At 57.9% G+C, this 22,549-nt stretch carries 17 protein-coding genes and 1 pseudogene; 10 read left to right on the forward strand and 8 right to left on the reverse strand.

Translation table 11 applies throughout. The features are described from left to right. Positions 1–189: 189 nt before the first annotated feature. The gene (locus ACIQV9_RS20560; protein WP_403105046.1) at positions 190–3,198 is read right to left on the reverse strand and encodes a YncE family protein; all 3,009 of its coding nucleotides are present in this window, start codon (positions 3,196–3,198) and stop codon (positions 190–192) included. 234 nt (positions 3,199–3,432) lie between these two features. Further along, complete coding sequence (locus ACIQV9_RS20565; protein WP_403105049.1) at positions 3,433–4,158, reverse strand: tellurite resistance TerB family protein; 726 nt, start codon at positions 4,156–4,158, stop codon at positions 3,433–3,435. Between the two features lie 186 nt (positions 4,159–4,344). Here ACIQV9_RS20565 and ACIQV9_RS20570 point away from each other — a divergent pair, with 186 nt between their 5' ends. The 8 genes and pseudogenes from ACIQV9_RS20570 to ACIQV9_RS20605 form a co-directional block, all read left to right on the forward strand. Then, entirely contained in the window at positions 4,345–5,259 is a 915-nt protein-coding gene (locus tag ACIQV9_RS20570; RefSeq protein ID WP_403105051.1) for a LysR family transcriptional regulator, read from the forward strand. A gap of 100 nt (positions 5,260–5,359) precedes the next feature. After that, positions 5,360–6,847, forward strand: coding sequence for a gamma-aminobutyraldehyde dehydrogenase (locus tag ACIQV9_RS20575; RefSeq protein ID WP_403105053.1), 1,488 nt, complete (start codon positions 5,360–5,362; stop codon positions 6,845–6,847). An 82-nt stretch (positions 6,848–6,929) separates the two neighbouring features. Beyond that, positions 6,930–8,081, forward strand: a complete 1,152-nt coding sequence (ydcS, locus tag ACIQV9_RS20580; protein WP_403105055.1) for a putative ABC transporter substrate-binding protein YdcS — start codon at positions 6,930–6,932, stop codon at positions 8,079–8,081. Positions 8,082–8,321: 240 nt separating this feature from the next. Continuing rightward, on the forward strand, positions 8,322–9,359 hold the full coding sequence (locus tag ACIQV9_RS20585) for an ABC transporter ATP-binding protein (protein ID WP_403105058.1): 1,038 nt from the start codon (positions 8,322–8,324) through the stop codon (positions 9,357–9,359). Between the two features lies 1 nt (position 9,360). After that, positions 9,361–10,308 carry an ABC transporter permease gene (locus ACIQV9_RS20590; RefSeq protein ID WP_403105061.1) on the forward strand — a complete coding sequence of 316 codons (948 nt, stop codon included), beginning with the start codon at positions 9,361–9,363 and terminating at the stop codon, positions 10,306–10,308. Continuing rightward, the gene (locus tag ACIQV9_RS20595; RefSeq protein WP_150710010.1) at positions 10,298–11,107 is read left to right on the forward strand and encodes an ABC transporter permease; all 810 of its coding nucleotides are present in this window, start codon (positions 10,298–10,300) and stop codon (positions 11,105–11,107) included. Before ACIQV9_RS20590 ends, ACIQV9_RS20595 begins: the two co-directional genes overlap by 11 nt. A gap of 175 nt (positions 11,108–11,282) precedes the next feature. Then, positions 11,283–12,707 carry a gamma-aminobutyraldehyde dehydrogenase gene (locus ACIQV9_RS20600; protein WP_403105064.1) on the forward strand — a complete coding sequence of 475 codons (1,425 nt, stop codon included), beginning with the start codon at positions 11,283–11,285 and terminating at the stop codon, positions 12,705–12,707. Positions 12,708–12,772: 65 nt separating this feature from the next. Then, positions 12,773–13,090: pseudogene (locus ACIQV9_RS20605) on the forward strand (amino acid permease); the annotation flags it as partial. Between the two features lie 44 nt (positions 13,091–13,134). Here ACIQV9_RS20605 and ACIQV9_RS20610 read toward each other — a convergent pair. Further along, positions 13,135–13,761 carry an RloB family protein gene (locus tag ACIQV9_RS20610; protein WP_403105067.1) on the reverse strand — a complete coding sequence of 209 codons (627 nt, stop codon included), beginning with the start codon at positions 13,759–13,761 and terminating at the stop codon, positions 13,135–13,137. Positions 13,762–13,763: 2 nt separating this feature from the next. Then, positions 13,764–15,017 (reverse strand): ATP/GTP-binding protein, encoded by a 1,254-nt coding sequence (locus tag ACIQV9_RS20615; protein ID WP_403105070.1) that lies wholly within the window; start codon positions 15,015–15,017, stop codon positions 13,764–13,766. 495 nt (positions 15,018–15,512) lie between these two features. Here ACIQV9_RS20615 and ACIQV9_RS20620 point away from each other — a divergent pair, with 495 nt between their 5' ends. Next, positions 15,513–15,995 carry a Bro-N domain-containing protein gene (locus ACIQV9_RS20620; RefSeq protein ID WP_403105073.1) on the forward strand — a complete coding sequence of 161 codons (483 nt, stop codon included), beginning with the start codon at positions 15,513–15,515 and terminating at the stop codon, positions 15,993–15,995. Between the two features lie 59 nt (positions 15,996–16,054). Here ACIQV9_RS20620 and ACIQV9_RS20625 read toward each other — a convergent pair whose 3' ends face one another. Beyond that, positions 16,055–16,240, reverse strand: coding sequence for a hypothetical protein (locus ACIQV9_RS20625; RefSeq protein WP_403105076.1), 186 nt, complete (start codon positions 16,238–16,240; stop codon positions 16,055–16,057). 657 nt (positions 16,241–16,897) lie between these two features. On the opposite strand from ACIQV9_RS20625, the gene ACIQV9_RS20630 reads away from it, so the two are divergent. Next, positions 16,898–18,523 carry a glucan biosynthesis protein D gene (locus ACIQV9_RS20630; protein WP_109628150.1) on the forward strand — a complete coding sequence of 542 codons (1,626 nt, stop codon included), beginning with the start codon at positions 16,898–16,900 and terminating at the stop codon, positions 18,521–18,523. Positions 18,524–18,703: 180 nt separating this feature from the next. Here ACIQV9_RS20630 and ACIQV9_RS20635 read toward each other — a convergent pair whose 3' ends face one another. The 3 genes from ACIQV9_RS20635 to ACIQV9_RS20645 all read right to left on the reverse strand — a co-directional run bounded on the left by ACIQV9_RS20635 (position 18,704) and on the right by ACIQV9_RS20645 (position 22,411). After that, complete coding sequence (locus ACIQV9_RS20635; protein ID WP_403105080.1) at positions 18,704–19,810, reverse strand: NADH:flavin oxidoreductase/NADH oxidase; 1,107 nt, start codon at positions 19,808–19,810, stop codon at positions 18,704–18,706. A gap of 282 nt (positions 19,811–20,092) precedes the next feature. Further along, the gene (gene recJ / locus ACIQV9_RS20640; RefSeq protein WP_403105083.1) at positions 20,093–21,802 is read right to left on the reverse strand and encodes a single-stranded-DNA-specific exonuclease RecJ; all 1,710 of its coding nucleotides are present in this window, start codon (positions 21,800–21,802) and stop codon (positions 20,093–20,095) included. A 66-nt stretch (positions 21,803–21,868) separates the two neighbouring features. Beyond that, complete coding sequence (locus ACIQV9_RS20645) at positions 21,869–22,411, reverse strand: YaeQ family protein (RefSeq protein ID WP_007897614.1); 543 nt, start codon at positions 22,409–22,411, stop codon at positions 21,869–21,871. Positions 22,412–22,549 lie beyond the last annotated feature (138 nt).

The following is a 22,549-nucleotide window of genomic DNA, read 5'->3' on the forward strand; positions in this document are numbered from 1 at the left end:
CGGAGCGCGAAAGGGTCATTGGGGTAGGTAGCGTGGCTGAAAATGTCGGCATCGGATCGTCGGGGCTGACGGCATGAGTAGCCTGCTTTAGCCAAATCTGAAACCAAACAACAAACCTCATCAGCGATGTAGAAAAGCGTTGATGGGGTTTATTGAAGAGTAAATAGATTCGTCACCCTTTCACTGAGGCTATCCGACTTGAATAACCGTGATAATCGTTTTGGTTTTATAGGCTACATAGAGGCGCGAACCATCAGGGCTGAGGGCAAGGCTCTTCGGGTCACCTGCAACATCAAAAGTCTTGACCACCTGAAAACTCACCGTATCGAAAGCCCTCACTTTCGCGTCCTCACTGGCAATGTAGAGCAATCGACCATCGGGGCTCAGCGTATTTACGCCAGGTTTAAAAGCATCCACGGAACGAGTTTCCAGCAAGTTTGCGGAATCGAACACCCTTATCTTTTGGTCGGAATAAAAACTGACATACAGACGCTTACTATCCGGACTGATTGCAATTCCTGCCCCCCGGGTGGAAGCAGTAGTCGTTCTTATGAACGCAAGACTGGCAGTAGATACTTTGTATATATGACCAAATGCATCACTTCCGCAAAAGAAAATATTTTGACCGTCAGGACTAATAATCATTGAAGCGTCAAAATGTCTATTTCCCGTTACAATAGATGTCGTACGCCCCAATATTGTATCGACCTTGACAAGCCTGCCGTAACTAGCCAACACATAAGCATAAACCCCTTCCCGACTCCAGATACAATTCCCAGAATCATGAACTGCCGAAACCAAGACCTTCCCTCCTGCTGCCAAGTTAATAACTATATAACTATTACTATGATAACTACTTACAAAGACACGATTACTATCAGGACCAACGGCAATGTAATACCCATTAACTTTTTCCTCAGACAATACCTTTAGCGACAGGGTATCAATGACAACTAACTTACCATCTATATGGTGCGGACTAATCGCACAGATTTTAGTACCATCCGGGCTAACAGTAATAGGATTCGAAATAAAACCAATGTCCAGCTCCCCGACCCACCCTCGCGCCGTGACATCCAGTTTGGCAATGAAAGCCTTACCATCAAGCTCTGTCTTGACGGTATAACTCGTTCCAGGCGCATCAGGTGCTGTGACCCCCTTGATAATAACCTCGCCGAAAAAGCCGGTTTTGAATTCACGCCGACCACTACTACCCTCTGCGTATTTAAAATTATCGGGAATCGTCACGTAGATCGACTTCTGCTTAATGAAGTCGCCGTTCGCATCAACAGCTTTTAATTCGATATCCGTTAGGCGCCCGGTCGGCGCAACAATATAGGGTGCATTCAGGAACTCTAACGAGTCATCCATCCCCGCCACGACCAAGATGTAGCGCTTCAACAAAAAGGTCACAATCGTGTCGGCATTTTCATTGGGATAAAGGTCTACGCGTAACCGGACGGTTAACTGGTTACCAGGCTTGAACAGCTCTAACTCTTTACGTGACAACACATGATCAAGCCCTTTGTTGACCTGTTCCTCCGTCAAGCTTTCGCCATTTGCAATCTCAACAACCTTGGCATTGTCATCGAGCCCGGTTCCCAGGACGTGTAACCAGTAATGTTGCCCCATACTGATAAACGGCCATGGCGCACAAACGACCTGTGCATCACCTTTGAACAACCGCAGATCCACCACTTCCGTGCCATTGGCCTGGGAAATTTCCGCCGACGGAAAGTTCGGGTCCGACGCGTTGACTCTCTCTACGGTCAGGGTCAGAGGTTGGGATTCGGTTTCTTTGCCGTCGCGTAACAGTACCCACTTAAACACCACCTCCCGGTTTGCGTTAGCCATGATGAAATCCCGGCTCAGCTTGAAATTGGCGCGGAAGTTGGTATTGAACACAACGAATCCGAACACCGGCGTCCCGACGCCCGACGCGCCCCCCGTCACCACCAGTTTGGCTTTATCACCCACTTTCCAGCCGGTCGCCCAATCGACTCGCACCGTAAAACCCTCCGGGTATTTGGTTGGCGCGATACTGTTGCCCACCAGCCCAGGCACCAAGGGTGCGGGCAACTCACTGGAACCGTCGCCCACGACCTCCGATTTGGTGGGGTAGGAGCCGGCCACAACCTGGCCGTTCCTGACCTGGCTATAGCTGACGATCACCCAGGCTGCCGCTGTGATTTCAGCGGCCGGCATTTTCAGCTCAAGAAAGTCGGGAACCCGATTAACCGGGACATCGGCCAGGGTTCGGGTCACCGGTGCGCCCGCGGCGGGTACGCAGGTATAGGTCAACCGAACGGAGTCGCCCTCCGTCCAGAGCGGTGTGCGGACGTGCACTCTGGCAAGCAGGAAGTCTTTCAGAATGGATCGATCAATGGTGTCGGCGTCATCTTCGTCCCCGGCCAAATCCTCGATAAGGTCCGGACGATCCATCTCTTTGGGTTTGAGGTCGACGACTATCGAGAGCGCAATCGATGGAAGCCCGTCTTGCGTGTAGTTTTCCAACTGGTCCCAGACTCTATAGGAAATCTGGAACGCCTCACTGCTACCGCCCCCGATGAAGGCTTCTTCAGGAATCTGAATGTCAAACGAACCGCCGAGATCATTCTGGGTCACGGGGTAGGTGAACGTGTAACCGTTACAGTTCACTTCAACGACGTCGTGGAGTTTTGCAAACGGGTAAGAGACAGTCAGCGGGACGCCTTGTGCGGCCTCTTCCGGTCCCACACCCAATTTTTTAATCGCCTCAGGCAGGTCGATTTTCAGGTTGTCCTGAACGTCATTGCCACCAAAGGGGTCACGGCCACCCGGGCGATTCAGGCTGTACAGCACCCACAGTTTGGGGGACGGTTCTGAAGTGTTGCCGCTGCCACGCTCAGCCAGATAATGGAAAGATTGCGCACCCTCGCGAAGCAGAGCTCTGGACACTCTGAAACGGGTACGTTCCTGTGCATCGACCTCCGAGGGAGCATCAATGGGCTTTCCATTTAGCTGCAATGTCAGCTTGTCCGCGGCAGGAAAGGGCGGAGACACGACTACTTCCAGATACCCCTTCTCTGTAAGCCTTAGTGGCGCACCTACAAGAGGAGCTTCAACATTGGGGTCGTCCGTTTTTACGTCTGATACCGAACCAAAAATGCTCGGCGGAGAAAGGGCCAGGGTTTCGGAATTGCCTGAAAGATCGTTCATCACACACGCTCCTTGTCGACAGGCCGCGTGGAGCGGCATAGTTCGTGTATCAAACGCCGGAACGGAATATGTGGCTACTGTCAGAAATAACAGGTATGTGCGGTTTCCAGACAAACGGTCGCTGATGTAGCGTTCGTTTCAACGCCCTGCAAAACGAAAAAACCCGCCTCTCATTCTCAAGAGAGGCGGGCTTTAAATTGGGACGTTTCGGTCGTTTAGTGGAACGTTCGTCGGTTACACCGAAGCTTGGCGTACTTGTTTTTCCAGCTCAGCCTTCAACCCCGGCTCAAGCTTCAACTGACGTGCAAGCTCATCGAGGTAGGACTTCTCCATGAAGCTCTCTTCATCCACCAGCATCACACTGGCGATGTACATTTCGGCGGCCATTTCCGGTGTACTGGCGGCGCGGGCGACGTCGGCCGGGTCCAGTGGTTTGTTGAGTTCGGCGTGCAGCCACTGCTGCAATTCCTGGTCGTTATCAAGCTTGGTGAATTCACCTTCGATCAGTGCACGTTCGCGTTCATCGACATGACCATCGGCTTTGGCGGCGGCGACCAGCGCCTTGAGAATCGCTTGGCTGTGCAGTTCGACTTGTTCTGCTGGCAAGCGATCGAGGGTTTGCGGTTCAGTCTTCGGTGCGGTGCCCTGCTGAGCCTGCCAGTTGCCATACGCCTTGTAGGCAATCACGCCCAATGCGGCGAGGCCGCCGTAAGTCAGGACCTTGCCGCCGACACTGCGCCCTTTCTTGCTGCCCAGCAGCAAACCCATGGCACCGGCCGCCAACGCCCCGCCGCCTGCGCCCGAGAGCAAACTGCCAAGGCCGCCCGAACCGCCGCTGCCGCCTCCGAGCAATCCGCCCAATCCACCGCCAGAGGTCTTGTTTTGTGAGCTGCCGGTCTTGTTCTGCAACATGTCCTGACCGGACTTGAGTAGCTGATCGAGCAATCCACGCGTGTTCATTTGCCGCCTCCAAAAAAGGGGTTGACCGGATCAATAAGGCCATCAGCCTAGATCGAAAGTGCCCAGCATCCGGGGGCGAGAGTGCTTCTAGATGTTGCGCAGCTCCGCTCAGCCGACCGCAGCACCTCAGAAAAATAGATATACACTCAAGCGAATCTATAAAAACCGCCCACCGGGTATTTCCCCATGATGACCTTGCGTCAGATTCGTCACTTCATCGCCGTGGCCGAGACCGGCTCGATCTCCGCTGCCGCACAAACCGCGTTCATTTCCCAATCGACCTTGACCCTGGCGATTCAGCAACTGGAAGAGGAAATTGGCGTCGGCCTGTTTAACCGACACGCCAAGGGCATGAGTCTGACCCATCAGGGCCATCAATTCCTGCGCCAGGCGCACCTGATTCTGGCAACCGTGGACAACGCCAAACGCAGCCTGCAACAAAGCACCGACCAGGTCGCCGGGCAGTTGATCATCGGCGTGACCAGCCTGGTGGCCGGTTATTACCTTGCGGATTTGCTCACCCGTTTCCAGCGCGCCTACCCCAACGTCGAGATCCGCGTGATGGAGGATGAGCGCCCGTACATCGAGCATTTGCTGGTCAGCGGCGAAATCGATGTCGGCGTGTTGATCCTCTCGAACCTCGAAGACCGCCACGCCTTGCAGACCGAAGTGTTGACCCATTCGCCCCATCGGCTGTGGCTGCCGGCCCAGCATCCATTGCTGGAACACGACAGCATCAACCTCGCCGACGTGGCCCGGGAGCCGCTCATTCAGTTGAACGTCGACGAGATGGATCGCAACGCCCAGCGCATGTGGTGCGGGGCCGGCCTGCAACCGCGCATCACCTTGAAAACCGCGTCGACGGAAGCCGTGCGAAGCCTCGTGGCCGCCGGTTTAGGTGTGTCGATCCAGCCCGACATGACCTACCGCCCCTGGTCGTTGGAGGGCGACATCATTGAAGCGCGGTCGATTGCCGACCTGAGCCAGACCCTCGACGTTGGCCTCGCCTGGCGTCGTGGCACTGCGCGCCCGGCCCTGGTGGACCCGTTTTTGACCGTCGCCCGTGAGCAACCCCACGGCGGGCGCAAGCCATCTATTTAATCGAACGCCACCTTCAGTATTTAGAATTTGTCGACCGCGGGCCCGCGCACTAGTCTTGCTACATCAATAAGACGGCCGGGGCCCAGTCACTGGGAGCACCATGGCCACACAAGAAAAGAGAACCCGAAAAATGGCTGGCGCGCAGACCCCGTTGTTCACCGCGTTGTTGATCGATGGCGAATTGGTCGCGGGCCAGGGTTTTGTCGAACCGATTCTCAACCCGGCTACCGGGGAAGTGCTGACCCACATCGCCGAAGCCAGCACCGAGCAAGTCGAAGCCGCCATCCTTGCCGCCCACCGTGCCTTCGCCGGCTGGTCGCGGACCACGCCACAGCAACGCTCGAACCTGTTGCTGGACATCGCCAACGCCATCGAAAAACAAGCCGACCTCCTCGCCCGCCTCGAATCCCTGAACTGCGGCAAGCCGTTGCACCTGGCCCGTCAGGACGACTTGAGCGCGACGGTCGATGTGTTTCGCTTCTTCGCTGGCGCTGTGCGTTGCCAGACCGGCCAGCTCAGCGGCGAATACCTGCCGGGCTACACCAGCATGGTCCGTCGCGATCCGATTGGCGTGGTCGCCTCGATTGCGCCGTGGAACTACCCGATCATGATGGCCGCGTGGAAAATCGCCCCGGCCCTCGCCGCTGGCAACACGCTGGTGTTCAAACCGTCCGAACACACGCCACTGTCGATTCTGGCCCTGGCGCCTGCGTTGGCCGAGATCCTTCCGCGCGGCGTGATCAACATCGTCTGCGGCGGCGGTGAAGGCGTCGGCAGCCACTTGGTCAGTCATCCTAAAGTGCGCATGGTGTCGCTGACCGGCGATATCGTCACCGGGCAGAAAATCCTCCAGGCCGCGGCAAAAACCCTGAAACGCACGCATCTTGAGCTCGGCGGCAAAGCGCCGGTGATCGTCTGCAACGATGCCGACATCCAGGCCGTAGTCGAAGGCGTGCGCACTTACGGTTATTACAACGCGGGCCAGGACTGCACCGCGGCTTGCCGGATTTATGCACAGGCCGGGATTCACGACCGCTTGGTGGCGGAACTCGGCGCGGCGGTCAGCAGCCTGCGCTTTGCCGGTAAACGCGACGCCGACAACGAGATCGGCCCGCTGATCAGCACCCGCCAGCGCGACCGCGTAGCCAGTTTCGTCGAGCGCGCCCTCGGACAGCCGCACATTGAGCGCGTGACCGGCGCGGCGGTGCATTCCGGTGCCGGCTTCTATTACCAGCCAACGCTGCTGGCCGGTTGCAAGCAGAACGATGAAATCGTCCAGCGCGAAGTGTTCGGGCCGGTGGTCACCGTGACCCGTTTCGATCAACTCGAACAAGCGGTGGACTGGGCCAACGATTCGGAATACGGCCTCGCTTCGTCGGTCTGGACCCAGAACCTGGACAAAGCCATGCAAGTTGCCGCGCGGTTGCAGTACGGCTGCACCTGGATCAACAGCCATTTCATGCTGGTCAGCGAAATGCCCCACGGCGGCCTTAAACGCTCCGGCTATGGCAAAGACTTATCCAGCGATTCGCTTCAGGACTACAGCGTGGTGCGGCACATCATGGCGCGCCACGGACAGCATCTCTGACTACGCTAATAACAAGCCGCTCACGGCACGTTTCACCACGTTCACAACTGCCCCGACCATAATTAAAGAAGAGGGAATTCCCATGTTCGTGCACAAGACCGCACTGCTCAGTGCAATCACCACGGCGCTGCTGGCCAGCGCCGGTCTCCAGGCCGCCGAACCGCTGAAAGCCGTCGGTGCCGGCGAAGGTCAGCTGGATATCGTGGCGTGGCCCGGCTACATCGAACGTGGCGAAAGCGACAAGGCCTACGACTGGGTGACCGGTTTCGAGAAGGAGACCGGCTGCAAGGTCAATGTGAAGACTGCGGCGACTTCCGATGAAATGGTCAGCCTGATGACCAAGGGCGGTTATGACCTGGTGACGGCGTCAGGCGATGCCTCGTTGCGGTTGATCGCCGGCAAGCGTGTGCAGCCGATCAACACCGCGTTGATTGCGAACTGGAAAAGCCTCGACCCACGCCTCAAAGATGCGCCCTGGTATGTGGTCAACCAGCAGACCTACGGCACCCCGTATCAATGGGGCCCGAACGTGTTGATGTACAACACCAATATCTTCAAAACAGCGCCGGACAGCTGGAGTGTGGTGTTCGAAGAGCAAACATTGCCGGACGGCAAGTCCAACAAGGGTCGGGTCCAGGCCTACGATGGCCCGATCTATATCGCCGATGCGGCGCTTTATCTCAAATCGAAACAGCCGGAACTGGGCATCAAAGACCCGTACCAGCTCACCGAAGTGCAGTACAAAGCGGCGCTGGACCTGCTTCGCAAGCAACAGCCCTTGATCCACCGCTACTGGCATGACGCAACGGTCCAGATGAGTGACGTCAAAAACGAAGGCGTGGCGGCGTCCAGCACTTGGGGTTACATGGTCAACGGCCTGGTGGCGGACAAGCAGCCGGTTGCCTCGGTCATTCCAAAAGAAGGTGCAACGGGTTGGGCCGACACCACCATGTTGCACGCCGAAGCCAAGCACCCGAACTGTGCCTACAAGTGGATGGACTGGTCGCTGCAACCGAAAGTCCAGGGTGACCTGGCAGCATGGTTCGGTTCGCTGCCGGCGGTTCCTGCAGGGTGCAAGGAAAGCGAGTTGCTCGGTGCCGAAGGCTGCAAGACCAACGGCTTCGACCAGTTCGAGAAGATCGCCTTCTGGAAAACCCCGCAGGCTGAGGGCGGCAAATTCGTGCCGTACAGCCGCTGGACCCAGGACTACATCGCGATTATGGGCGGCCGTTAAGCCACCGGCCCCTGTGGCGAAGGGGGCTTGCCCCCGTTGGGCTGCGCAGCAGCCCTGAAACGGAGCACGCGGTTTAACTGCTAGACCGCGCTGGCTGGCTTTGGGGTGACTTCGTCACCCAACGGGGGCAAGCCCCCTCGCCACAAGAGCTCCCTTGCCACAAAAGCAATCTGATTCAGATTTTTCAGATGTCCTGGCAGGCCCGCTGTGACGGCCCTCGCCTTTTCGGAGCACCGCACCATGACGCTTGCAGTCCAGTTCACCAACGTTTCCCGTCAGTTCGGCGAAGTGAAGGCCGTTGACCGGGTTTCCATCGATATCCAGGACGGCGAGTTCTTTTCCATGCTGGGCCCTTCCGGCTCGGGCAAGACCACCTGTTTGCGCCTGATCGCCGGTTTTGAACAACCGAGCACAGGCTCTATCCGAATTCATGGCGAAGAAGCCGCCGGGCTGCCGCCGTATGAGCGTGACGTCAACACGGTATTTCAGGATTACGCGCTGTTCCCGCACATGAACGTACTCGACAACGTCGCCTACGGTTTGAAGGTGAAAGGCGTCGGCAAGTCCGAACGCCAGAAACGCGCCGAAGAAGCCCTCGACATGGTCGCCCTCGGCGGCTACGGCGAGCGCAAGCCGGTGCAACTTTCCGGTGGTCAGCGCCAGCGTGTGGCCCTGGCTCGTGCCCTGGTCAATCGCCCTCGCGTGCTGCTGCTCGACGAGCCGTTGGGCGCCCTCGATCTGAAGCTGCGCGAACAGATGCAGAGCGAGTTGAAGAAGCTGCAACGCCAGCTCGGCATCACCTTCATCTTCGTTACTCACGACCAGACCGAAGCGTTGTCGATGTCCGATCGCGTGGCCGTATTCAACAAGGGTCGCATCGAGCAGGTCGACACCCCGCGTAACCTCTACATGAAACCGGCCACCACATTCGTCGCTGAATTCGTCGGCACATCCAACGTGATTCGCGGTGATCTGGCGAAGCAATTGAGCGGCAATCCACAGCCGTTTTCCATCCGCCCCGAACATGTGCGTTTTGCCGAAGGCCCGCTGGCCAGCCACGAGATTGAAGTCAGCGGGTTGCTCCATGACATTCAGTACCAGGGCAGCGCCACGCGCTATGAACTGAAACTGGAAAACGGCCAGACCCTGAACATCAGCCAGGCCAACGTGCAATGGCTGGACGTCAGCGCCCAGCACCAGACCGGGCAACGCATCAGCGCGCGCTGGGCACGGGAAGCGATGATCCCGCTGCACGACAACGTTGTCGGCGGGGTGTGAGATGAACAGCGTGGCTATCCCTCAAACCCCGGCCGGTGGCTCGCCGTTGCGCAGGTTTTCCAACCTGCTCTATCGCCGACCGAATTTTTACCTGTCGCTGCTGCTGGTGCCGCCGCTGCTGTGGTTCGGTGCAATTTATCTCGGCTCGCTACTGGTGCTGTTGTGGCAAGGCTTCTACACCTTCGATGACTTCACCATGGCGGTCACCCCCGACCTGACCCTGGCGAACTTTGCCGCGCTGTTCCAGCCGTCGAACTTCGACATCATCCTGCGCACGCTGAGCATGGCCGTCGCCGTCTCGATCGCCAGCGCCATCGTCGCATTCCCGATTGCCTATTACATGGCGCGTTACACCACCGGCAAGACCAAGGCGTTTTTCTACATCGCGGTGATGATGCCGATGTGGGCCAGTTACATCGTCAAGGCGTATGCCTGGACCTTGCTGCTGGCCAAGGGCGGCGTCGCGCAGTGGTTCGTTCAGCACCTGGGACTGGAGCCGGTATTGCAGTTCGTTTTGGGCATTCCGGGGGTGGGCGGTAGCACCTTGTCGACCTCGCACCTGGGGCGGTTCATGGTATTCGTCTACATCTGGCTGCCGTTCATGATCCTGCCGATCCAGGCTTCGCTGGAACGTCTGCCGCCGTCGCTGCTGCAAGCTTCTGCGGACCTGGGTGCCAAGCCACGCCAGACGTTTATGCAGGTGATTCTGCCGCTGTCGATTCCAGGCATCGCGGCCGGTTCGATCTTCACCTTTTCGCTGACCCTGGGCGATTTCATCGTGCCGCAACTGGTGGGCCCGCCGGGGTACTTCGTTGGCAGCATGGTTTACGCCCAGCAAGGCGCGATTGGCAATATGCCGATGGCCGCGGCCTTCACGTTGGTGCCGATTGTGTTGATCGCCATTTACCTGACCATCGTCAAACGACTGGGGGCCTTCGATGCACTCTGAGAAAGCTTCTTTAGGCCTGAAAATCGCAGCCTGGGGCGGGTTGGTTTTTTTGCACTTCCCGATCCTGATCATCTTCCTGTACGCCTTCAACACTGAAGACACGGCGTTCAGCTTTCCGCCCAAGGGCTTCACCCTGAAGTGGATCGGCGTCGCGTTCTCGCGCCCCGACGTGCTGGAAGCGATCAAGCTGTCGTTGCAGATTGCGTCCGTCGCGACGTTGATCGCATTGGTCCTCGGCACCTTGGCGTCAGCGGCGTTGTACCGGCGGGATTTCTTCGGCAAGCAAGGCATCTCGTTGATGCTGATCCTGCCGATTGCGTTGCCCGGGATCATCACCGGGATCGCGCTGCTGGCGACGTTCAAGACATTGGGGATCGAGCCGGGGATGTTCACCATCATCGTCGGTCACGCGACCTTCTGTGTGGTGATCGTCTACAACAACGTCATCGCCCGCTTGCGTCGCACTTCGCACAGTTTGATTGAAGCGTCGATGGACCTCGGCGCCGACGGCTGGCAGACCTTTCGCTACATCGTCCTGCCGAACCTTGGCTCGGCGCTGCTGGCCGGCGGCATGCTCGCGTTTGCGTTGTCGTTCGACGAAATCATCGTCACCACCTTCACCGCCGGCCATGAACGCACCCTGCCGCTATGGCTGCTCAACCAGCTCAGCCGCCCACGGGACGTGCCGGTGACCAACGTCGTCGCGATGCTGGTGATGATGGTGACCATGCTGCCGATTCTCGGCGCCTATTACCTGACCCGTGGCGGCGAAAGCGTGGCCGGTAGCGGCGGGAAATAACCGACAACTCAGATCCTAATGTGGAAACCGGATCCTGTAGGAGCGAGGCTTGCCCGCGAAAGCGGTGTGTCAGCCAACATCAATGTTGAATGTGATGGCCTCTTCGCGGGCAAGCCTCGCTCCTACAGGGATCCGGTTCAGACAGAAAAATAAAAGTGTTAGTGAGGACAACGCCATGCAAACCAAACTCTTGATCAACGGCCAACTGATCGACGGCGACGGCCCCGCCCTACCGGTGTTCAACCCGGCCCTCGGCCGGGTGCTGGTGGAAATCAATGAAGCAAGCGAAGCCCAGGTCGATGCCGCCGTGCGTGCCGCCGACAGCGCCTTCGAAGGCTGGTCACAAACTACGCCCAAAGAACGCTCGCTGCTGCTGCTCAAACTCGCCGACGTCATCGAAGCCCACGGCGAAGAGCTGGCCAAACTGGAGTCGGACAACTGCGGCAAACCCTATAGCGCTGCGCTGAACGACGAGATCCCGGCGATTGCCGACGTGTTCCGTTTCTTCGCCGGCGCCAGCCGTTGCATGAGCGGATCGGCAGGCGGCGAATACCTGCCCGGCCACACTTCAATGATCCGCCGCGACCCGGTCGGCGTGATTGCGTCCATCGCACCGTGGAACTACCCGCTGATGATGGTCGCCTGGAAAATCGCCCCGGCCCTCGCGGCGGGTAATACCGTGGTGCTCAAGCCGTCGGAACAAACCCCGTTGACCGCGCTGCGTCTGGCGGAACTGGCGTCGGAGATTTTCCCGGCCGGCGTGCTCAACTTGGTGTTTGGTCGTGGTCCTACAGTCGGCAGTCCACTGGTCACCCACCCGAAAGTGCGCATGGTCTCGTTGACCGGTTCGATTGCCACCGGCTCGAACATCATTTCCAGCACCGCCGACAGCGTCAAACGCATGCACATGGAACTGGGCGGCAAGGCCCCGGTGATCATCTTCGACGACGCCGATATCGACGCTGCGGTGGAAGGCATTCGCACCTTCGGTTTCTACAACGCTGGGCAGGATTGCACCGCAGCTTGCCGCATCTATGCACAGGCAGGCATCTACGAAAAATTCGTCGAGAAACTTGGCGAGGCGGTCAGCAGCATTAAATACGGATTGCAGGATGATCCGTCGACCGAGCTGGGGCCGTTGATCACTGCGCAACACCGTGACCGGGTGGCCGGGTTTGTCGAACGTGCCGTGGCACAGCCGCATATCCGTTTGGTCACGGGCGGCAAGGCTGTGGAAGGCAATGGGTTCTTCTTTGAACCGACGGTGTTGGCAGACGCGCAACAGGACGACGAAATCGTCCGTCGAGAAGTGTTCGGGCCGGTGGTGTCGGTGACCAAATTCATCGATGAAGCACAGGTGCTGGGCTGGGCCAACGATTCGGACTACGGCCTGGCGTCGTCGGTCTGGACCTCGGACGTCGGTCGTGCGCATCGCTTGTCTGCACGCTTGCAGTACGGCTGCACCTGGGTGAATACGCACTTCATGCTGGTCAGCGAAATGCCCCATGGCGGTCAGAAATTGTCCGGTTACGGGAAGGACATGTCCATGTACGGGCTGGAGGACTACACCGTCGTTCGGCATGTGATGTTCAAGCATTAAAAGCTTCGCGGGCAAGCCTCGCTCCTACAGGCTCACCGCAGTACCTGTAGGAGCGAGGCTTGCCCGCGATCGGCATCTACCTGGCGTTCCAGATGATCGTGCTCGCCGCGCTTTATGCCCGCCTGAAAGGCTGGAAACCGAGCGGCAAATTCACCCTCGGCGGTTGGGGTTGGGCGGTGAACATCGGCGCGCTGGTTTATGGTGTCGGCGCAATCATCAACATGGCCTGGCCGCGTACACCGGATGCGGCGTGGTACATCAACTGGGCGATGGTGTTGAGTACGGCGATCGTGATTGGGTTGGGGTTGTTGTACATGTGGTTGGCCAAGCCGTATGACCATGGGACTGCGCCTGCGGGGGATGCGTGGAAGGTTAGTCGGTAATAGCCATTGTCCAGCCCGCAGCGATGCCGGCTGGACGCTTGGTGTTAGATCGGCTGAGGTTTGGAGAGGGTTTCGAACTCGTCCATCAGCAGATGGATTTCGGTGCTCGGGTTGGGTTCGCTGCTGATGGCGACATCCTCGATAATCTTTGGCGCTAAAGCTCTCGCCATTTGAAATGGCTCACCCAAGAGTTGGGCGAAATAGTTGACGTCTTCGCCCTTGGCGTACTTATCCATGTTGGGCTTCTTTCTGAGGCTCTTGGCTACCAGGTCGCCAGGAGAGCGCTTCCCGACTGCACGAAAAGGCTTTCGATTGAATCCGAAGTGCAGAAGCAGCCAAAACTCAAAGCAAGGATACGACGCGATGACTTTGATTTTCGGATGCGATCTCGCCAGATTGATAGCTCGCTCAAAACACAAATGCGTATCGCGATCCAATGCACAAAACACCTTGTCGAAGCCTTTCTGACGGGCGATCGCTGTTTCAACAATGCCACTTGGGTGTGTGATGCCACAGTGGACAATTTCTACTAGAGCGCTGGCACGAAAATGAAAGGCGGCCTCCTCCAGATATCGTTTCCCTGACTTGCTGTCTTCACAGAGAATCAGCACTTTGGGTTGAGGCTTGAACCGGGGTGCCTTCCGATCAAACAGCCGTATTGAACGCGCCATGATCAACCCCGCCTTATCAACGGTAACCCACGATAACGACCTTCAAAGTAGCGCTTTTCGACGTCTTCTCCTTCCCTGCCTTCAAAATCGTGAACCGAAAAAAGACAGGTTGCACCGTTAGCATCGCGTTCGGTGATCCAGAACTGATCGCGCCGAAGTGCTTTGGTATTCATTAGATGAGTGTCATGGGTGGTAAAGATCAGTTGAGTACTCAGCCCACTGTCCAAGTGTTTCTCAATCAGGCCATCGACTATTGAGGGATGAAGGCTGCTGTCCAATTCATCGACAGATAGAATTCCGCTGCCATCGGCGTGATTGATCATGAACCAGGGCAGCCAGAAACCGATCAGGTTTTTTGTACCGCCGGACTCCTCTGAAAAATCGAATTCGGCTTTTCCTAAAAGGCTCGTATGCGTCAGGGTAACTTTGTCTTTTTGGGCCGCCGCAAAGAACTCCTTGAGTGTGAGTCTTTTTGTACAGTGAAAAGATTCTGCGTCTTCGGTGTTGAGGTGAATAGCTGACACCGGGATATCCACTTCCTTTAGAAAGTCTCGCAAATTGCCAGTGTGATCCGAGGCCATCTTCAGAAATCTGATGGACGCTGCAGACAGCCCCATCATGTTGTTCTGCTCAATAACCAACAGACCTGATTGAAACCAGCTAAACGGGGCCCGCAACTGGGTCAGCTCTTCGCTACTGTTCGCCACCGCCTGTGAAATAAACAACATTTTGGGGCTCGTCAGCCGCCGCCATGCACTGTGGACTTCTTTACCACCCTCAAGACTTGCCCCAAAAACATATTGCTCACCCTCCTCTACAAAACGACGCTGATACAACAGGGTTTCCTTTCCTTTGGGATATGAAACCAGTTGCTCCTCGATAATCCGCTGAGCCGTCAGTCGTAAAACAAAGCGATATCGGAGCCCGCGTTGAATGAAGTTGTACTCAAAGGAACTGGGTTCGTTTTGAAGTTGCGAGTCAAAACGAAATGGCGTGACCGGTAGTGGTTCATCATTTGAGGAAGGTAATGCAGTGAGCAGCTGTCCGATGATCCCCATCGCCCGGATGAGCGAAGATTTACCGGACGCATTCGGCCCATAGATCGCAGCCACCTTCAACAAATCCGGTAGTTTTTCTCCATTTAAGGGCGGCGTAAACAGGTTGCGTTTTTTACTCAAGCGCGGCGTCGCAGCCATGGACAGGGTTTGCCTGTCGCGGAAGGAGCGATAGTTGGAAACAGAAAATTCAATCAGCATGCAGCGAACCCGCAGTTCATTCCTGAAAGCGCAAAAAATAAAGGAAAAAACAGCCGTTCGGCGCAGTCGCACTGCACTTCACGCAAAAACAGGAAATTCCTACAGATCGAGCCTTCCGATAAAGGCACCAATTCCTACAACACGCGGCGCCAGAGTAGACTTGGCGCCGCGAGCGCCTGAACGATAGGCTTTACCTCGTCGCTGCCAAATCAGCGACCCGGGGTCGAAGCCGGAAAAAATCAAAACGGTGCTTACTCGCGCCCCCATAGAACTGAAGCTGTTTACGCCTTCAGTTCTGCTTTATGGCGGGCCGTGTGGCGCGGGCCTTTCGGCTTCCGTTTTGATTGGAAGTGTCCCGACTTCGAACGCCACTCGGTCCGCCACCCAACCTGTCGAAGGGTTGGTGGCGACTTTATCAATCAAAACGGAAGTCAGCCTCATGCATAAGTACGTTCAAAACACCTTCTCATCAAGCCGTCTCCTCGGAGGCAGGCCATGACCCATCCTCATTTCATCCCGGCTGTCTTCACCCGCCACAACCGCTTCCTCCACGCCTTCATGCAGGACAACCAAGCCTGGTTCTGCGTCCAGGACCTCGGTCGCTTGATGGGCCGTCCGCTGGACCAACGCCTCACCCTGAAACTCGATCCCGATCAACGCCGATACGTCTGGTTGCTGAAAGACGGCAAGACCGTCGAATCGCTGATGGTCAGCGAATCGGGAATGTATGCCTTGCTGGTCCACCATTTCATCCCGGAAAACCGAAACCTGCGTCAGTGGCTAAGCAACGAAGTCATCCCAACCCTGCGTGAATCGAAAACGTCTGTGGATAACATTCCAAGCCTGAGTTCATTGCAGTGGGCAGGCATCTCGGTGCCACTGTTGCACTGGAAGAATCAAGCGTGGATCAAGTGGCGCGACATGCCGGATCTGATGCAGGCACAGCGACCGTTCACGATAATGGGCACTTGCAGTTGAACGCAGGGTGAAAAATTAAAAAGGGGCGGACTTCACAGTCCGCCCCTTTGGTTTGGCGCTCAAAACCGCGACACACTCCGCATCGCGTCCACCAGATACCGCATCGCAATCCGGTCGTTTTCCGACAATTCGCGATACCGTTCCAACAGCTTCATTTCGTCCGAACTGAGCCGATGCCTTCGCCGCCCGGTTGTCAGGCAAGGGAAGATTCCCAACATTTCTGTGATGCCTTGTACTTTCGTCATGGACGATGTCCTTCTATAAGCCCGAGAAAACTTCAAAAACCGCATCGCCCTATCCTTTTCATTAGCCGCCAGCCTGAAGGACAGAGCCGGTCATGAACACAGAATAGGAACATTCGCGGCGCTGAAAAGCGGTTTTTAGAGTAATTAGTCAAAAAAAGCAGAAATGCCCTATAAATCAGAAAGTGCTGTCGGAAAACTTAACCGACATTTCTTGTTTCATTGCCGCGCCGCCAAATTGCTACCAATCATTTTTTCTCTGCGACCGAACGGTTTAAGCTAATTGGCATCTGTGTAGGGGGCGTTCTCAATTAGTTTCCCCTCCGCGTTGTGCCTTAAAACGGGCCAGGCAAGGCGCAGGCCGCTGGGAATGGTTGTTCCCTTTCCAAGGCCTGCAACGCAGCCTGGCCCGTTTTAAGGCACAACCCGAAGGGCCGGGCCTGCTGTTGTGCAGGGCTGCGTTGCTCGAAGCTTATTTGGAATGACCAAACCTCGCTTCTCGCGCCTTGCCCTGCACAACAGCAGACCCGGCGCGGAGGGGAAACTAATTGAGAACGCCCCCCTAGTCCGTTGCGTTTGGCCGAAGGCATGTCCGAACCGATATTTTTGATCCAGCACGTGCCAGGAACGGCGCGGGATTGTTCACGACAGGTTGAACTTATGCATCGCAGGAATTTGCTCAAAGCGTCCATGGCCATCGCTGCCTACACCGGTTTGTCCGCCACCGGCCTGCTGGCCGCCCGTGCATGGGCGGGCACCGGCGCCGCTGACGGCGAGGCCCAGGCGTTCGATTTCGAGGCGCTGAAGATTCAGGCCAAGCAACTCGCCGGCAATCGCTATCAGGACACCAAGCAGGTGCTGCCGCCGACACTGGCGACCATGACGCCGCAGAATTTCAACGCGATCCGCTACGACGGCAACCACTCGCTGTGGAAAGACTTGAACGGTCAGCTGGACGTGCAGTTTTTCCACGTTGGCATGGGATTCAAGCAGCCGGTGCGCATGTACAGCGTCGATCCCAAGACGCGTCAGGCCCGTGAAGTGCATTTCCGCCCTTCCCTGTTCAACTATGAAAAAACCACGGTCGACACCAAGCAGCTCACCGGCGACCTGGGGTTTTCCGGGTTCAAGCTGTTCAAGGCCCCTGAACTGGACAGGCACGATGTGTTGTCCTTCCTCGGCGCCAGTTATTTCCGCGCAGTAGACGCCACCGGCCAGTACGGTCTGTCGGCACGCGGGTTGGCGGTCGATACCTACGCCAAAAAGCGTGAGGAGTTCCCGGACTTCACCAAGTTCTGGTTCGAGACCCCGGGCAAGGACAGCACCCGCTTTGTGGTCTACGCGCTGCTGGATTCGCCGAGCGCCACCGGTGCTTACCGTTTTGACATCGATTGCCAGGCCGAACGCGTGGTGATGGAGATTGACGCTCACATCAATGCGCGCACCGCCATTGAGCAACTGGGCATCGCACCGATGACCAGCATGTTCAGCTGCGGCACCCACGAGCGCCGCATGTGCGACACCATTCACCCGCAAATCCACGACTCCGACCGACTGGCCATGTGGCGCGGCAACGGCGAGTGGATCTGCCGCCCGCTGAACAACCCGGCGACCCTGCAGTTCAACGCCTTCGCCGACACCGACCCGAAAGGTTTCGGTCTGGTGCAGACCGATCACGAGTTCGCCAATTATCAGGACACCGTCGACTGGTACAGCAAGCGTCCGAGCCTGTGGGTAGAACCTACAACCGCGTGGGGCGAAGGCTCTATCGATCTGTTGGAAATTCCTACAACCGGCGAAACCCTCGATAACATTGTTGCGTTCTGGACCCCGAAAAAACCGGTCGCTGCCGGTGACTCCCTGAATTACGGCTACAAACTCTACTGGAGCGCCCTGCCACCGGTGAGCACGCCGCTGGCGCGGGTCAATGCGACCCGTTCGGGCATGGGCGGCTTTATCGAAGGCTGGGCACCGGGCGAGCATTACCCGGAAGTCTGGGCGCGACGCTTTGCCGTGGACTTCACCGGTGGTGGCCTGGACCGTTTGCCGGAAGGCGCGGGGATCGAGCCGGTGGTGACCTGCTCGAACGGCGAGGTGAAGGATTTCAACGTGCTGGTGCTGGATGACATCAAGGGCTATCGGATTACCTTCGATTGGTACCCGACCAATGACAGCGTGGCGCCGGTTGAGCTGCGGTTGTTCATTCGCACCAATGACCGGACGTTGAGTGAGACCTGGTTGTACCAGTATTTCCCGCCGGCGCCGGATAAGCGTAAGTACACCTGATAGTAAGGGTTTGTCTGGGCGGGCCCTTCGCGGGCAAGCCTCGCTCCTACAGGGGCATGCGATCAACTGTAGGAGCGAGGCTTGCTCGCGAAGACGGCTGATCAGACAAAAAATATCCCGGCACAGAAACGCAAAAGCCCCGATCACATCGATCGGGGCTTTTTGGTTTCACATCCGCATTCAGTCGCGCAAATCCGACTCATGAATTGGCTGATCCCGATGCGTCGCCCGTTGATACTGCGCCGGCCAGATCGCCTTGCGACCACCCAGATCATCATCGGCATGCAACGGCCAGTACGGATCGCGCAGCAGCTCCCGCGCGAGGAAGATGATGTCCGCCTGGCAGGTGCGCAAAATGTGCTCGGCCTGGGCCGGCTCGGTAATCATTCCTACCGTGCCGGTGGCGATGCCTGACTCCTTGCGTACACGTTCGGCGAAGCGGGTCTGGTAACCCGGTCCTGTAGGAATTTCCGCATTGGCCGCTGTACCGCCCGACGAGACATCGATCAGGTCGACCCCCAAGTCTTTGAGGCGTCGTGCCAGCTCAACGGTTTCATCAGGGTTCCAGCCGTCTTCCACCCAATCGGTGGCCGACACTCGCACAAACACCGGCAGCTCCTCAGGCCAGACCGCACGCACCGCTTCGGTGACTTGCAGCACCAGCCGAATCCGGTTCTCGAACGAACCGCCATACTGATCGCGCCTTTGATTGCTCAAGGGCGAAAGAAACTGATGCAACAGGTAACCGTGAGCGGCGTGGATTTCGACCACTTTGAAACCAGCGGTCAGTGCTCGCTTGGCTGAGGCGACAAAGGCCTGAATGACCTCAGCAATCTCGCTTTCATCCAGCTGCTTCGGATGGGTGTGCTGGGGATCGAAAGCAATCGGCGACGGCCCCACCGGCACCCAGCCACCGTCTTCGGGTTTGACGCTGCCATGCTTGCCGATCCACGGCCGATGGGTGCTGGCCTTGCGCCCGGCGTGCGCCAGTTGAATGCCGGCCACAGCGCCCTGAGCGGCGATAAAGCGGGTGATACGTTGCAGGGGTTCGATCTGTTCGTCATTCCACAAGCCGAGGTCCTCGGCGGTGATGCGCCCGTCGGCCGTGACCGCCGTGGCTTCGGTAAAAATCAGGCCGGCGCCGCCAACGGCGCGACTGCCGAGGTGGACCAGGTGCCAGTCATTGGCCAGCCCATCGACGCTGGAGTACTGGCACATCGGTGATACGGCAATGCGGTTGAGCAGGGTCAATTGACGAAGGGTATAGGGTTCAAGCAGCAGACTCATGGGGCACCTCTCGAATCAGTGGGCAGGCTCCAGGGTTCTGTTTGAAAAGTCGACGAGTGACAGGAAAAAGGCGCAGCACCCGCCCCCGCGGGCAAAAAATTCGACAAGACGTCACAAGGATAATCAAGCAGTGCTTAGAGCCTAGTCGACATCGGGGGATGAGGGAGGGTTCCGAGGGATTGGCTGTCAGAAAGATCGCTTTCGCGGGCAAGCCTCGCTCCTACGGATCACTGATACCTGTAGGAGCGAGCGGTGCGACGATTCGACTTGCCCGCGAAGGGCTCAACGCGGTTCGATGTGGGCAATCATCAACTGAACAGTCTCGTTCCCGCGAAACTCGTTGAGGTCGAGTTTGTAAGCCAGTTCCACCCATTTGATCGTCGGATTCGGCCAGATGTCGCGGTCGATGCCGAAGGCAATCCCATCGAGCTTCACCGAGCCGCATTCGCTTCTCAGCACTACCTTGAGGTGCCGCTCACCGACCACACGCTGCTCAACCAACTGGAACACGCCATGAAACAGCGGCTCCGGGAAGTGCTGCCCCCAAGGTCCGGCATGGCGCAGGGCACGGGCCAGTTCAAGATGGAACTCTTCAACAGCCAAAACCCCGTCCGACAGCAGACGCCCGGTCAGGTCTTCTTCGCGCAATTGCCTGCGCACTTCAGCGTCGAACGCCTCGGCAAACAACGGAAAATTCGCTTCCGGCAAGGTCAGACCGGCCGCCATGGCGTGGCCGCCGTACTTGCTGATCAGGTTCGGATGCTGCGCGGCCACCACGCTCAAGGCGTCACGAATATGAAAGCCCTGAACCGAACGTCCCGAGCCCTTGAGCAAACCATCGCCGGCATCGGCAAAGGCAATAGTCGGACGGAAATAGCGCTCTTTCATACGCGAAGCGAGGATTCCGATGACACCCTGGTGCCACTCGGGATCAAACAGGCACAGGCCAAACGGCATCGATTCGACGGGCAGATCCTTGAGCTGAGCCAGCGCTTCACGCTGCATGCCCTGCTCGATGGACTTGCGGTCCTGATTCATGCCGTCGAGTTGCACGGCCATTTCCCGCGCCAAACCTGCGTCATCGGTGATCAGGCATTCGATGCCCAGGCTCATGTCATCCAGGCGTCCCGCCGCATTCAGGCGCGGGCCGACAATGAAGCCCAGGTCGGTCGAGGTGATGCGCGCCGGTTCACGCTTGGCGACTTCGAGAATCGCCTTGATGCCCGGACGGGCGCGCCCGGCGCGAATCCGCTCCAGGCCTTGGTGCACCAGAATCCGGTTGTTGGCATCCAGCGGCACCACGTCGGCGACGCTGCCCAGCGCCACCAGGTCCAGCAACTCGCCGATGTTCGGCTGAGGCGTGTTCGCGTACCAGCCGAGGCTGCGCAACCGCGCGCGCAGGGCCATCAACACATAAAAAATCACCCCGACGCCGGCCAGTGCCTTGCTCGGAAACTCGCAACCGGGCTGGTTCGGATTGACGATGGCATCGGCCAACGGCAGTTCGTCGCCGGGCAAGTGGTGGTCGGTGACCAGCACGTTGAGACCAGCCTTTTTCGCCGCCGCCACGCCTTCGACGCTGGAGATGCCGTTGTCCACCGTAATCAGCAACTGAGGCGTGCGCGTCAGCGCCACTTCAACAATTTCCGGGGTCAGGCCATAGCCATACTCGAAGCGGTTCGGCACCAGATAATCGACATGCGCCGCGCCCAGCAGCCGCAACCCCAGCACGCCCACGGTACTGGCCGTCGCGCCATCGGCGTCGAAGTCGCCGACGATCAGAATCCGCTGGCGTTGTTCGAGTGCCGTGACCAGCAAATCCACCGCCGCATCAATGCCTTTGAGCTGCTGGAACGGAATCAGCCGCGCCAGGCTCTTGTCCAGTTCCGCCTCGGATTGCACGCCCCGCGCCGCGTAAAGACGCGTCAGCAGCGGCGGCAGGTCGCCGAGGAATGGCAGGGTGTCGGGCAACAGGCGAGGTTCGATGCGCATGGGGTGACAGGTGCTTCTCTTGAATACGTAGGATAAAACCGGATAACGCGGACGAACGGCGAAAAATCAGCCGCGTTCGCCGCTCAGCCACTGCAACTGGACTTCATGTTGACCACGGTCGTCGGTGACGAAAATCGTCCCTTCGCTGATCATCACGTCCCACTTGATGACGCGGGGCATGTCTTTGGCCAGGGTTTCCAGGACTTCCTGAGGCACGGCCGCGATGTGCACGTTTTTCAGGTTTTTGATGGCCGGGATCACTTTGGTTTCCCAGACGCGCAGGCTGCCGTAGGCCAGCAGGCTGGTGCGCTCGGTACGGCGCGAGCACCAGGTCAGGCGATCGGCGTCAGGCTGGCCGACTTCGATCCAGTGCAGGACACGGTCGTCCAGGCTTTTTTCCCACAGGGCGGGTTCATCCACGTCTGACAGACCACGACCGAACGACAGCTGCTCGTTGTACCAGAAGGCGTAGGCCAGCAGCCGCACGGTCATGCGCTCTTCGGTTTCCGAAGGGTGACGGGCGATGGTCTGCTTCACGCTCTCGTAGACGCTGCGGTCGAGGTCGGTGAGGTTCAGTTCAAACTTGTAGGTCGTGGACGGCTGGGCCATGAACGGGCTTCTTGATACGGGGAAAGGCGGCAAGTCTAACCGATGCAGTAGGCAATCAACGAATAGAAGGCGATGAACCTTGCTCGTCTGACGTTGGGCTATGTTAAAAGGCTATACCCGCTCAACCTTTGTCCTACA

Origin of the sequence: Pseudomonas sp. NPDC099000 (assembly GCF_044759925.1) — a bacterium.
Taxonomy (GTDB): domain Bacteria; phylum Pseudomonadota; class Gammaproteobacteria; order Pseudomonadales; family Pseudomonadaceae; genus Aquipseudomonas.